Annotated in this window: 11 protein-coding genes; 6 read left to right on the top strand and 5 right to left on the bottom strand. The window is 62.4% G+C overall.

From position 1 onward, the window contains the following. Window positions 1-242: 242 nt before the first annotated feature. Both hemB and yihA read right to left on the bottom strand, forming a co-directional pair. Complete coding sequence (gene hemB, locus PQR02_RS29605; protein WP_408239921.1) at window positions 243-1,241, bottom strand: porphobilinogen synthase; 999 nt, start codon at window positions 1,239-1,241, stop codon at window positions 243-245. Window positions 1,242-1,490: 249 nt separating this feature from the next. Continuing rightward, complete coding sequence (gene yihA / locus PQR02_RS29600; protein ID WP_408239918.1) at window positions 1,491-2,144, bottom strand: ribosome biogenesis GTP-binding protein YihA/YsxC; 654 nt, start codon at window positions 2,142-2,144, stop codon at window positions 1,491-1,493. 215 nt (window positions 2,145-2,359) lie between these two features. Here yihA and PQR02_RS29595 point away from each other — a divergent pair, with 215 nt between their 5' ends. The 5 genes from PQR02_RS29595 (at window position 2,360) to msrQ (ending at window position 8,480) form a co-directional block, all read left to right on the top strand. Continuing rightward, window positions 2,360-3,013, top strand: a complete 654-nt coding sequence (locus tag PQR02_RS29595; protein ID WP_408239914.1) for a c-type cytochrome — start codon at window positions 2,360-2,362, stop codon at window positions 3,011-3,013. 115 nt (window positions 3,014-3,128) lie between these two features. Then, window positions 3,129-5,351: a cytochrome c biogenesis protein ResB gene (locus PQR02_RS29590; RefSeq protein ID WP_408239911.1), complete on the top strand. Its 2,223-nt coding sequence runs from the start codon at window positions 3,129-3,131 to the stop codon at window positions 5,349-5,351. Window positions 5,352-5,355: 4 nt separating this feature from the next. Beyond that, entirely contained in the window at window positions 5,356-6,561 is a 1,206-nt protein-coding gene (gene ccsB / locus PQR02_RS29585) for a c-type cytochrome biogenesis protein CcsB (protein WP_408239908.1), read from the top strand. A gap of 197 nt (window positions 6,562-6,758) precedes the next feature. Continuing rightward, window positions 6,759-7,754 (top strand): protein-methionine-sulfoxide reductase catalytic subunit MsrP, encoded by a 996-nt coding sequence (msrP, locus tag PQR02_RS29580; protein ID WP_408239905.1) that lies wholly within the window; start codon window positions 6,759-6,761, stop codon window positions 7,752-7,754. Between the two features lie 9 nt (window positions 7,755-7,763). Continuing rightward, the gene (gene msrQ, locus PQR02_RS29575) at window positions 7,764-8,480 is read left to right on the top strand and encodes a protein-methionine-sulfoxide reductase heme-binding subunit MsrQ (RefSeq protein ID WP_408239902.1); all 717 of its coding nucleotides are present in this window, start codon (window positions 7,764-7,766) and stop codon (window positions 8,478-8,480) included. 121 nt (window positions 8,481-8,601) lie between these two features. Here the strand turns inward: msrQ and lysA are convergent, their stop codons facing one another. Together lysA and PQR02_RS29565 are read right to left on the bottom strand one after the other, a co-directional pair. Next, complete coding sequence (gene lysA / locus PQR02_RS29570) at window positions 8,602-9,864, bottom strand: diaminopimelate decarboxylase (RefSeq protein ID WP_408239899.1); 1,263 nt, start codon at window positions 9,862-9,864, stop codon at window positions 8,602-8,604. Between the two features lie 9 nt (window positions 9,865-9,873). Next, window positions 9,874-10,230: a lipoprotein gene (locus tag PQR02_RS29565; protein WP_408239896.1), complete on the bottom strand. Its 357-nt coding sequence runs from the start codon at window positions 10,228-10,230 to the stop codon at window positions 9,874-9,876. A gap of 35 nt (window positions 10,231-10,265) precedes the next feature. Here PQR02_RS29565 and cyaY point away from each other — a divergent pair, with 35 nt between their 5' ends. After that, window positions 10,266-10,583: an iron donor protein CyaY gene (gene cyaY, locus PQR02_RS29560; protein ID WP_408239893.1), complete on the top strand. Its 318-nt coding sequence runs from the start codon at window positions 10,266-10,268 to the stop codon at window positions 10,581-10,583. A 163-nt stretch (window positions 10,584-10,746) separates the two neighbouring features. Here the strand turns inward: cyaY and PQR02_RS29555 are convergent, their stop codons facing one another. Then, on the bottom strand, window positions 10,747-13,143 hold the full coding sequence (locus tag PQR02_RS29555; protein ID WP_408239890.1) for a penicillin-binding protein 1A: 2,397 nt from the start codon (window positions 13,141-13,143) through the stop codon (window positions 10,747-10,749). Window positions 13,144-13,362 lie beyond the last annotated feature (219 nt).

Genomic DNA, 13,362 nt, shown 5'->3' with positions numbered 1-13,362 from the left:
CTTAACATTTAGCAACTCACCGACACGCGCGACACGCAAGCGGCGATGTCGTACTTGTGCGCGCAAGCCTCGCTGCATGACGCAGCGCACCGCTGCGCGGGCTCCACGGAAGCATTTGCATCGCCCGATCAAAAGCGAACCGTGCCAATTGACATCGCAAAAAAAACGGAGGCGCGACTCAAAAGTCCGTCTCCGTTTTTCTCAACGCCTGACAAGCCACCGCCAACAGGCAGCGCTTCAGCCTACTTCTGCGAGCGCAACATCCGCGCGGCATCCAGCGCGAAATACGTCAAAACCCCGTCGGCGCCAGCCCGCTTGAACGCCAGCAGCGATTCCATCATGACCTTGTCATGATCCAGCCAGCCGTTCTGCGCGGCCGCTTTCAGCATCGCGTATTCGCCGCTGACCTGGTACACGTAGGTAGGGAACTGGAACTCGTCCTTCACGCGACGCACTATGTCCAGATACGGCATGCCCGGCTTGACCATCACCATATCCGCGCCTTCGTTGATGTCCGCTTGCACTTCGCGCAGCGCTTCATTCGAGTTGGCCGGGTCCATCTGATAGGTCATCTTGTTGCTCTTGCCGAGGTTCGTCGCGGAACCGACGGCATCGCGGAAGGGGCCGTAGAACGCCGACGCGAACTTGGCCGCGTAAGCCATGATGCGCGTATGGATGTAATCCTCGCTCTCGAGCATTTCGCGGATCGCGCCGATGCGGCCGTCCATCATGTCCGAAGGTGCGACGATGTCGACGCCCGCCTCAGCCTGCACACGCGCCTGCTCGACGAGGATCTCGACGGTCTCGTCATTAATCACATACCCAGTTTCGTCGAGCACGCCGTCCTGGCCGTGACTCGTGTAAGGATCGAGCGCGACGTCGGTGAGCACACCCAGCTCGGGAAAATTCTTCTTCAGCTCGCGAACCGCGCGCGGGATCAGGCCAGCCGGATTGGTCGCTTCACGGCCATCGGGCGTCTTCAGCGAGGGCTCGATCGCGGGGAACAGCGACAACACCGGCACGCCCAGTTCGACGCATTGCTCGGCGACGCCCATCAGCAGATCGACCGACACGCGTTCGACGCTCGGCATCGACGGCACGGCTTGCCGCACGTTCGTCCCTTCGACGATGAACACGGGGTAGATCAGATCGTTGGTGGTGAGGATGTTTTCGCGCATCAGGCGACGCGAGAAGTCGTCACGGCGCATGCGGCGCGGACGGTAGTGCGGGTAGAAACTCATATCGGATCGAAACTCGTGGATGTGTGGAGTGGACAAGTAACGCCTGGCTCCGCTCCCGGAAACTTTTCGAGACAATGGTATATCATACCGATCGAGCAAGGCGCCTAGCGCTGACCTCCCCGCTTCTCCTCCCTGAGCGGGTGCCTGTCGTTTATTTCGATTAGGCTGTTTGACCCGCCGTTCGATCGGCGGGTTTTTTTATGGGGGCCGGAAACAACAATCTCGCCTCTCGAAGCCGGGCAGCCGCGCTTACTGCGCGGGGGCTGTCTCGCCCTTTGCCTCGGGGATTAGCCAGCTTTCGATCAGCTCGTGCGCTTCATCGATCCCGATGCGCTTGAGCGCCGAAAATAGTTGTGCGGTCAGTTCGCCCTGGTAGCCGGCAGCGCGATATTCGGCCAGACCTTTCTGCGTGGCACGCAACGCGTTCACGCATTCCTGGCGCGTCAATTTGTCGCATTTGGTCAGCAGCGCGTGGATCGGCTTGCCGGTCGGCGCGAACCACTCGATCATCCGCCGATCCAGATCGGTCAACGGGCGGCGCGAGTCCATCATCAGAATCATCCCGCGCAGTTGCGAGCGCGATTGCAGATAGGTGGACAGCAGCGCTTCCCAGTGCGCCTTGGCGGCGCCCGGCACTTCCGCGTAACCGTAGCCCGGCAGGTCGACCAGATGCGCGGTCGGCTCGTCGGCCTTACCCACCGAAAAATAATTGATGTGCTGCGTGCGTCCCGGCGTCTTACTGGCGAACGCCAGCCGCTTCTGATTGCACAGGATGTTGATAGCCGTCGACTTACCCGCGTTCGACCGTCCCGCGAAGGCGATCTCGGGTTGCGCGGTGGCCGGCAGATCGCGCAGATGATTGACGGTCGTGAAAAATCGGGATTGGTGGAGCAGGAAGGACATGATCAGGCCAGGATTCGAGACGCCGGGGAACCGGAGTGGGGACGGGTCAAGCCCGACTGGCGTCTTAGCGATTAGCGAGTTATTGTACAATACGATGGTTTACTGAAAACCCGAGGGGGCCAGCCCGCGTGCCTTGGCGGCTCCTGGCGGTCACTCGGTCGCCGTCGTATTTTGCAAAACCTCTAAAATTCCACAAGACGAGACAGGGTGTGCGAATGAATCGACTGAGCAAGACTCTGATGGTGCTTCATGTAGCGGCAGGTCTTTCAGGTTTGGCAATTCAGGCACGAGCAGCAGAACCGGCAAAGCCGGACGTCAATCGGGGGCAGGCAATCGCGGTGCAGGTGTGTGCGTCATGTCACGGCGCAGACGGCAACAGTGCCGGCGGCGCGTATCCGAAGCTGGCGGGCCAGCATCCCGAATATCTCGTCAAGCAGCTCAGGGACTTCAAGATTCAGCCGGGCGCAAAGCAGCCCGCGCGCAACAATGCGATCATGGCGGGCATGGCCGCGGCGCTCTCCGAACAGGACATGGTCAACCTGGCTGCCTATTTCGCGGCGCAGACCCCGAAACCAGGCTATGCGCACAACAAGAACACCGTCGCGCTCGGCCAGAAGATTTATCGAGGCGGGATCGCGGACAAGGGCGTGCCGGCGTGCGCCGCCTGCCACGGGCCGACTGGTCAGGGCATTCCGTCACAGTTCCCGCATCTGTCGGGGCAGTGGGCGGAGTATTCGGTGACGCAGCTGGCCGCGTTTACTCAAGGTCCTGGCGCGCGCAACAACAACGAGGCGATGCATGCCATTGCGTCGCGTCTGTCGGACAGCGAAATCAAGGCTGTGGCCGATTACATCGCGGGCTTGCGTTAAGAGTCCGCGCGCAAGTGCAACCGGCCCCTCAAGGCCGGTACAAAACAAGAAAAGGGTGAGGGCGTCGCGGGTGCGACGGCCCTTCACCCTTTTTTGCTGTTCAGTCGGAGTATGAATGAGCGTCACCACGTCGGGTTTACAGTCGAAGTCGGGCAATCGCGTCATTCGCAGCGTCGTCGAAGTAGTGAGTTCGATGCGTTTCGCGATTGCGCTGCTCGTGATTCTGTCGATCGCCAGCATCATCGGCACCGTCCTCACGCAGGACGATCCGTATCCCAACTACGTCAATCAGTTCGGCCCGTTCTGGGCGGACATCTTCCGCGCGCTGAGCCTGTACACGGTGTACAGCTCGTGGTGGTTCATGCTGATTCTCGGCTTCCTGATGGTGTCGGTGTCGCTGTGCGTGATCCGCAATGCGCCGAAGATGGTCGCCGACGCGAAGAGCTGGAAGGACAAGGTCCGCGAAGGCAGCTTGCGCGCGTTCCACCACAAGGGCGAATTCGCAGTGCACGGCACGCGCGCGCACACCTCGGCAGTGCTCGCGAAACTCTCGGCCAGACTCGGCTACAAGTTCGTCACGCGCGAGTCGGAAGGCGCCACGCTGATCGCCGCGAAGCGCGGCGCGTTGACCAAATTCGGCTACATCTCAGCTCACCTTGCGATCGTCGTGATCTGCGTCGGCGGCCTGCTCGACAGCAATTTGCCGATCAAGCTGCAAATGTGGCTGTTCGACAAATCGCCGATCCGCGCGAACACGGTGATCAACGAGATTCCGCCGGCGCATCGCCTGTCGCAGTCGAACCCGACTTTCCGCGGCTATGCATGGGTGCCGGAAGGCCAGCATGTGTCGACGGCGATCCTGAACCAGCCGGACGGCTCGCTGATTCAGGACTTGCCGTTCTCGATCGAGCTGAACAAGTTCATCGTCGACTACTACTCGACGGGCATGCCGAAGCTGTTCGCGAGCGACATCGTCGTGGTCGATCACAAGACGGGCGCGCGCGTGCCGGCGCGCGTCGAGGTGAACAAGCCGTTCGAATACGACGGCGTGTCGATTTATCAGTCGAGCTTCCAGGATGGCGGCTCGCAGATGCAGATGACCGCCTACCCGATGTCCGGTGCGAGCGCGAAGACCGCGCCGTTCGGCGGCGCGATCGGCGGCAATGCGCCGCTCAGCACGGCCACGCCGCTCGCCGACGGCCAGACGGTCGAATTCACCGATTTCCGCGCGATCAACGTCGAAAATATCTCCAACGGCAGCGGCCAGCCCGATGCCCGTGGCGTCGCCGCGCATCGCTCGCTGAAAGAAGCGTTCGACGAGCGCCTCGGCTCCGGCGCGAAGAGCTCGAAACCGCTCGATCTGCACAACGTCGGCCCGTCGGTGCAGTACAAGGTGCGCGACAAGGACGGCCAGGCGCGCGAGTACAACAACTACATGCTGCCGGTGGACGTCGCCGGCGAGAAGATGTTCCTGGCCGGCATGCGCTTGAATCCGGACGATCCGTTCCGCTACCTGCGTATTCCCGCCGACAGCGGCGGCACAGTCAAGGAATGGATGAACCTGCGCGCCACGCTCGAAGATCCGGCGATGCGCGCCGCGGCCGCGCACCGTTTCGCGCAGCGCTCGGTGCCGAGTTCGAATGTCGAGCTGCAACAGCATCTCGAAGAAAGCGCGCTGCGTGTGCTGACCCTTTTTGCCGGCGCGGACAGCAGCGCCAAATTGCCGAACGGCCAGGCGCTCGGCGGCTTCCAGGCGATTGCCGGCTTTATCGACCATTCGGTGCCGAAAGGCGAGCAGGAGAAGGCTGCGGGCCTGCTGCTGCGCATGCTGGAAGGCGCGACGTGGGATGTGTGGCAACTGTCCCGCCAGCGGCTCGGCGAGCCCGACGCGCAGGCAAACGCGGAGGCGAGCCGCTTCATTCAAAGCTCGATCAATGCGATATCCGACAGCTTTTTGTATGGATCGCCGGTTTACTTGCAGCTTGACTCTTTCAAGCAGGTGCAAGCTTCGGTATTTCAGTTGACGCGCGCGCCGGGCAAAAAAGTCGTGTATCTTGGCAGCCTGCTTCTCGTTTTGGGCATCTTTTCGATGTTCTACGTGCGCGAACGGCGCCTCTGGTTCTGGCTCAAAGATACCGATCACGGCACGCAAGTCGTCATGGCGATGTCGAGTGCGCGCAAAACGCTCGACTTCGAAAAAGAGTTCGTTCAGACGCGCGACGCCGTGGGCGTCGCGCTGGGCACGAAGCTCATCGAAGCAGTCGACGCCGCCGGCGCCTCCAGCAAGCCCGGCAATGCTGGCGGACCGTCCGCAAGCTCACAAGATTCGACCCGGTAAGATCATGGACTTGACTCAGGTTTCCTCATCCTCACCCTCGCGGCCCGACAAATCGTTCGCGAACGAGATGCTCAACGTCGCGCAATACGACGAGCGGCCGTTTCTGAAGCGGCTCGGCATCATCGACTGGCTGTTCGCCGTGGCGATGGTCGCGGGCGCCGGGTTTGCGCTGTCGCGCTACTACCCGTTCATGAACTACTACGACAAGCTGGTGCTGGTGTGCGCGGTGCCGGTATTCGTCGTGCTCGGCTGGCGCTGGAAACCGGTGCGTCCGTTGATGGTGGGAATCGCGGCGCTCTCGCTGCTGGCGATCCAGATCTACCACGGCGATCTCAGCCGCGCGGATAGCGCGTTCTTCCTCAAGTATTTCCTGTCGAGCCAATCCGCGATTCTGTGGATGAGCGCGCTCTTCGTGTTCGCCACCGTGTTCTACTGGATCGGCCTCGTGTCGCGCTCGCCGACCGGCGCGGCGATCGGCTCGAAGATGACGTGGGCCGCAGTGGTGATGGGCTTCGTCGGCATGATGGTGCGTTGGTACGAGTCGTACCTGATCGGCGCCGACGTCGGCCATATTCCGATCTCGAACCTGTACGAAGTGTTCGTGCTGTTCAGCCTCATCACAGCGCTGTTCTATCTGTACTACGAGCAGCACTACAACACCCGCGCGCTCGGCGCGTTCGTGCTGCTGGTGATCAGCGCCGCCGTCGGCTTCCTGATGTGGTACTCGGTGGCGCGCGACGCGCAGCAGATCCAGCCGCTGGTTCCCGCGCTGCAAAGCTGGTGGATGAAGATTCACGTGCCGGCAAACTTCATCGGCTATGGCAGCTTTGCGCTGTCGGCCATGGTCGGCGTCGCGTATCTGGCGAAAGAGCGCGGCATGCTGGTGGACCGCCTGCCGGCGCTCGACGTGCTCGACGACCTGATGTACAAGTCGATCGCCGTCGGCTTCGCGTTCTTCACGATCGCAACGATTCTCGGCGCGCTGTGGGCTGCGGAAGCATGGGGCGGCTACTGGAGCTGGGACCCGAAGGAAACGTGGGCGCTGATCGTCTGGCTGAACTACGCGGCCTGGCTGCACATGCGTCTGATGAAGGGGTTGCGCGGTGCGATGGCGGCATGGTGGGCGCTCACCGGCCTGCTCGTGACGACCTTCGCGTTTCTCGGCGTCAACATGTTCCTGTCGGGGCTGCACAGCTACGGCAAGCTGTAAGATCCGCCGCACTGGACCGACCAAGAGCCGCCGCGTGCTTTGCACCGGCGGTTTTTTTATAGCTGACGGAATATTGGCTGCATCCAATGTGTTCGTTATGCGGGTACCTATGGCTGGCTGGACGAAAGCCAGGACGAGCGATCATCAATATGGCCGCGTCGGATACACCAACCGAGGGGTCGGCAAGGAGCAGCACGATGTGGATCAAGCGAAGTGACAGAATGCGACTCGTCGGCGACGACATCGCGCGCAGCGAAATCACGCCGCAGCGCGTTTTCGAGAACCGGCGGCGCGTGCTGCAAGCGGCCGGGGCGGTGGCGCTAGGCGGCTTGATCGGCGGCAGCGGCGAGGCGCTGGCGGCCTACACGTCGCCGGACCCGAAGGCGCAGAAGCTGGCGGCCAAGACCAATACCAAATTCGTGGCGCTCGACAGGATCACGCCGTTCAAGGACATCACCACGTACAACAACTTCTACGAGTTCGGCACCGACAAGAGCGATCCCGCGCATAACGCAGGGACGCTGCGGCCGCATCCGTGGAAGGTGAGCGTCGAGGGCGAGATCAAGAACCCGAAGGTGTACGACATCGACGAACTGCTGAAGCTCGCGCCACTCGAAGAGCGTGTGTACCGGCTGCGCTGTGTCGAAGGATGGTCGATGGTGATTCCTTGGATCGGCGTGCCGCTGTCGGAGTTGATCAAGCGCGTGGAGCCGACCGGCAATGCCAGATACGTGCAGTTCATCACGTTGGCCGATCCGTCGCAAATGCCGGGCCTTGCGACGCCCGTGCTCGACTGGCCGTATTCCGAAGGGCTGCGCATGGACGAAGCAATGAATCCGCTGACTCTGCTTACGATGGGGCTTTACGGCCAGGTGCTGCCCAATCAGAACGGCGCGCCGGTGCGCGTCGTGGTGCCGTGGAAATATGGTTTCAAGAGTGCGAAGTCGCTGGTGAAGATCCGCTTCCTCGACAAGCAGCCGCCGACCAGCTGGAACACTTATGCGTCGAATGAATACGGCTTCTATTCGAACGTGAATCCGAACGTCGATCATCCGCGTTGGAGCCAGGCAACCGAACGGCGCATCGGCGAAGACGGCTTCTTCACGCCCAAGCGCAAGACGCTGATCTTCAACGGCTACGGCGATCAGGTCGCGTCGCTTTATCAGGGCATGGATCTGAAGAAGAATTTCTGAGGCACGTTGATGGCTTCCGATACGCAACCCATTGTCCAGCCCAAGCGCACGATGCCGCGCGGGCAGGATTGCGCGCCCTCGGCGCCAGCGACGGCAACCGCAAACAAACCTGCCGCAGGCGGCGCGCGTTGGATCGTGCCCGCCAAAATCGCGGTGTTTATCGCGGCGTGGTATCCGCTCGCGCGCATCGTGTTGTTCGGCGTGACCGACCGGCTCGGTGCAAATCCGATCGAGTTCATCACACGCTCGACCGGTCTGTGGACGCTCGTGTTTCTCTGCATCACGCTGGCCGTCACGCCGTTGCGTCGATTCACGGGCGTCGCCGCGTTCGTGCGTTTTCGGCGCATGCTCGGGCTCTACACGTTCTTCTACGCGACGCTGCATTTCACCACTTACCTCTGGTTCGACAAGTGGTTCGACGTGGCGGCCATTCTGAAGGACATCGGCAAGCGCCCCTTCATCACGGTGGGCTTCGCGGCGTTCGTGTTGCTGGTCGCGCTGGCCGCGACGTCGCCGCGTGCGATGGTGCGCAAGCTCGGCCGTCGCTGGCAGACGTTGCATCGCGCGATCTATGCGATCGGTGCGCTGGCGATCCTGCACTTCTGGTGGATGAAGGCGGGCAAGCACGATCTGCTGCTGCCGAAGATCTATGGCGCCATCATGGTGGTGCTGTTGGGGTGGCGACTGATCGTATGGCTGCGTGATCGAAGATTGAAGCCGCGTTGAGGAGTGTCGCGTGCGCCGGGGCCAAGCAAGCCGCGCAATAGAAAAAGGCGGTGCCGCGGTTCACACCACGGCATCGCCTTTTTTCCTGCTACCTAAAGGAGCCATCTGCGTAGGCTAACGTTTACACCGGCAAAATCGATTCGCCCGCAAACAGTTGCTTGACCTCTTCGCGGGCGCGAACCACATGCGCCTGTGTACCATCGACCATCACCTCGGCCGCACGCGGACGCGTGTTGTAGTTGGAACTCATCACGAAGCCGTATGCACCGGCCGAGCGGATCGCCAGCAGATCGCCGGGTTCGACCGCCAACAAGCGTTCGCGGCCGAGCCAGTCGCCGCTTTCACAAACCGGGCCGACCACGTCGTACACGTGAGCCGGCACGTCGCGCCTGGCCACCGCATCGATAGCGTGATAAGCGTCGTACATCGCGGGGCGCGCGAGATCGGTCATCGCCGCGTCGACGATCACGAAATTCTTTTCCGCGCCCGGCTTTAGAAACTCGACGCGCGTGAGCAGCACGCCCGCGTTGCCGACCAGCGAGCGGCCCGGCTCGAAATAAACTTCGCGATGACCATGACCGCGCGCTTCGATGCGATCCAGCACGGTGCGCACGAACGCGCCGATCTCAGGCGGGGTTTCGTCGTCGTAGGTGATGCCCAGACCGCCGCCCACATCGATGTGACGGATCGTCACGCCGTCCTGTTCGATCTGCTCGACGAGGTCCAGCACCTTGTCGACTGCATCGAGATATGGCGCGACTTCGGTGATCTGCGAACCGATATGGCAGTCGATGCCGACGACCTCGAGATTCGTCATCGCCGCGGCGGCCTGATACGTGGAGCGCGCGTCTTCGAAGGCGACGCCGAACTTGTTCGACTTCAGCCCGGTGGAAATATACGGATGTGTTTTCGCATCGACGTCCGGATTCACGCGCAACGACACCGGCGCCTTCTTGCCCATGTCGGCCGCAACCGCATTCAGGCGATCGAGTTCGGGAATCGATTCGACGTTGAAGCATTTGACGCCGGCCGCGAGCGCCTCGCGCATCTCGTCCGCGTGTTTGCCGACGCCGGAAAACACGGTGTTTTCCGCTTTGCCGCCGGCGGCCAGCACGCGCGCCAGTTCGCCGCCCGACACGATGTCGAAGCCCGCGCCGAGGCGCGCGAACACGTTCAGCACCGCGAGATTACTGTTGGCCTTGACGGCCACGTGCACGCTCGCGCGACGGCCCGCGCAGGCGCCGGCATATGCGTTCCATGCTTCGGTGAGCGCGGCGCGCGAATAGACGTACAGCGGCGTGCCGAACTGTTCGGCGAGGGAGAGGGCGGACACGCTCTCGGCGTGCAATACGCCGTCGACGTAGTCAAATGCGGATCGAGTCATGCGAAAGTCTTATTGAACGGGGGTGACGGCGGAGGCAGGCAGCGGGGCCGCGGTACCGGATGCAGCGGAAGCGGGCGGCGTGGCGAGTTCGGTTTCCGGCGCCAGCGAGAGCGGCGTGCCCGAGGTATCCGGTACGGTGCTCATGTCGGTGGCGCTGCTCGATGCGGGCTGCGCTTCGTCCGCCGGCGGCGTTTGCGTGCGATGAGCGGGCGGGGCCGGTAGCGGCGGCACGGTGGGCAAGTAGAGCGAGCCGCGTTGTCCGCAACCGGCGAGCGAGCCACCGAGTGCACAACCTGCGAGAATGGTTAAACCCGCTACAATCGCGCGGCCGGGCACCGCCGCGCGCATCCGAGATACGACTCGCATGACTGTCCCTGAATAAATAATCGATGGAGTTTAGCATGTCCGATAGTGATTACCTGACCCGCGCGGAGGCCGCGCTAGCCGCCATCGAACGCGCGCTCGACGACACCGATGCCGACATCGAACTCGAACGCAGCGGCAACGTGCTGACGCTCGAATTCGAGAATCGCTCGAAGATCATCGTCAACCTTCAACCGCCGATGAGCGAGATCTGGATCGCGGCGAAAGCGGGTGGCTTTCACTTCCGGTTCGTCGATGGCGAATGGCGCGACACGCGCAGCGGCAGCGAGTTTTTCGCGGCGCTGTCGGACTATGCGACGCAGCAGGCTGGCGAGCCGGTTCGTTTTTCGGCGTAACCGGATCGGTCCTCGCCGGCGAGTGTCGCGCTCGCGCATCCACGTGCGCACGTGCACGAAACCGGGCGCCGCCGTGTAGCGCGGACCAACCGTTCAAAATAAAACCGCCGCGCATCTCTCGAGCGCGGCGGTTTTGCTTTTTCCAGCGGCAACAGACGAAGCGTCAGTGTCCGCGGAACAGGTTCATGATGTCCTGCTTCTCCTGTTCGCCGACCTGCTGGGGCGCAGCCGCGGCCGCGCTTGCCTCGGCGTCCAGCGTCGCCTGACTGACGCCGACCGTCGCGACGAAACCGTTTCCCGGCGTGAAGTCGTCGAAATACAGCTCCGAGCCGATTTCGGTCACGTCGTCGGGACGAGCCATCTTGTACTCCGGCACGCCTTTGAGCGCGCGTCCCATGTACTCGATCCACACCGGCAGCGCGAGGCCGCCGCCGGTTTCCTTGTCGCCGAGACTGCGCGGATTGTCGTAACCGATCCATGCGATCGCCGTGAGCGTGTGCTGATAACCGGCGAACCACGCGTCGCGCGAATCGTTGGTCGTGCCCGTCTTGCCGGCCAGATCGGTGCGCTTGAGCGCGTTGCTCTTCGCGCCCGTGCCGCGTTGCGCGACACTTTGCAGCAAGCTGTTCATCACGTACGCATTGCGCGGCTCGATTGCGTGCGGCGCGCTTTGCGCGGCAACCAGCGGCTGCGCGTGGGCGACCACGATGCCGCGCTGATCGGTGACCTCGGCGATCAGATACGGATTGACCCGGTAGCCGCCGTTCGCGAACACCGAGAACGCACCCGCCATCTGTAACGGCGTGACGAGACCCGCGCCGAGCGCCATCGGCAGATAAGCGGGGTGACGCTCCGCGTCGAAGCCGAAACGCGTGATGTACTGCTGCGCGTATTTCGTGCCGATGTGATTCAGGATGCGGATCGACACGAGGTTCTTCGACTTCTGTAGCGCGGTACGCATCGTCATCGGACCATCGAAACCGCCGCCGTAGTTCTTGGGCTCCCACGCCTGGCCGCCGGTTTCGGCGGCGCTGAAAAAGAGCGGCGCGTCGTTGATCACGGTGGCCGGTCCGAGGCCTTTTTCGAGCGACGCCGAATAGATGAACGGCTTGAAGCTCGAACCCGGCTGACGCCACGCCTGGGTCACGTGATTGAACTTGTTCTTGTTGAAGTCGAAGCCGCCGACCAGCGCGCGAATCGCGCCGTCTTGCGGAATGATCGAAATGAATGCGCCTTCCACTTGCGGCAACTGCGTGATCGACCAGTCGCCGTCGTCGTTCTTCACGAGCCGGATGATCGCGCCGGGCCGCACACGTTGATTCGGCTGCGCGCGCGCACTGAGCGCGGTTTGCGCGAAGCGCAGGCCGTCGCCCTGGATGGTCGCGACATTGCCGTCGATGAACGTGGCCTGTACCTGCTTCGGGCTCGCCGCGGTGACGACGGCGGCGATGATCTCGCCGTTGTCCGGATGTTCGAGCAACGCGTCGTCGATCGCCTGCTCGCGGTCCTGCGCATCGGAGGGCAGATCGATGAACGCCTCCGGGCCGCGATAGCCATGGCGGCGTTCGAAGTCCATCAGACCTTTGCGCAGCGCGTGGTAAGCGACGTCCTGATCGGCGGAGTCGATCGTGGTCACGACGTTCAGGCCGCGCGTGTACGCCTCTTCGCGATACTGCGCGTACATCATCTGCCGCACCATCTCAGCGATGTACTCCGCGTGCACGCTGAACTCCTTGCCGGCGCCCTTGACGACCAGCGGCTGTCGGCTTGCCTCGTCGTATTGTTCCTGGGTGATGTAGTGCAGTTCGTACATGCGCTGCAGGATGTACTCCTGCCGCACCTTCGCGCGCTTCGGATTGACGACCGGGTTATACGCGGAGGGCGCCTTCGGCAGACCGGCCAGCATGGCCGACTCGGCCAGCGTCAGATCTTTGAGGTCCTTGCCGAAGTACACCCGCGCCGCGCTTGCGAAACCATACGCACGCTGACCGAGATAGATCTGATTCATGTACACCTCGAGAATCTGATCTTTCGTCAGCTTCGACTCGATCTTGTACGCGAGCAGCATCTCGTAGATCTTGCGCGTGTAGGTCTTTTCGCTCGACAGGAAGAAGTTGCGCGCCACCTGCATCGTGATCGTGCTGGCGCCCTGGGTGGCGTGGCCGTTGGTCAGCGCCACGAAGCCGGCGCGGGCGATGCCGGTGAGGTCGACGCCGCCGTGATCATAGAAGCGCGCGTCTTCGATCGCGAGGATTGCCTTCTTCAGACTATCCGGCACGTCCTGGAAGTGCACGATGTCGCGCCGCTCCTCGCCGAATTCGCCGATCAGCACATGGTCGGCCGTGTAGATGCGCAGCGGTACTTTCGGACGATAGTCGGTCAGTGCGTCGAGCGAGGGCAGGTTCGGCGTGGCGACGACGAGCGCATAACCGAGCACCAGCAGCACGCACAGAATGCCTGCGACGATCAGCCCGAAAAAGCCAATGATGAGCTTGACCCATAGCGGACGTTTGCGCTTCTGAGGCGCGGGCGGCGGGGACGTGGGAGACGTTGATTGCATATGTGCACCAAAAAACAGTCCCGCGATTATAGCCGCCTCGCTTTTGAGCTTTCGGCATGCTTACGGACAGGGCTCGACGCGTTCGCGTGCGCGGTGCGGGAATGACTTCACTGTAGTCCCTTTGATCGCACGCAGAGCGTCTGATACTCAACGTTAGCCATTCGGCTGAGTGTCGCGCGCCGCCGCGGCTACGCACAATTCTCCTTCGTAACTCGCGTT

This window comes from Paraburkholderia sediminicola, from assembly GCF_046026895.1.
In the GTDB taxonomy this organism is placed as follows: Bacteria; Pseudomonadota; Gammaproteobacteria; order Burkholderiales; family Burkholderiaceae; genus Paraburkholderia; species Paraburkholderia sediminicola_C.
This window is presented reverse-complemented; position numbering and strand designations above follow the sequence as displayed.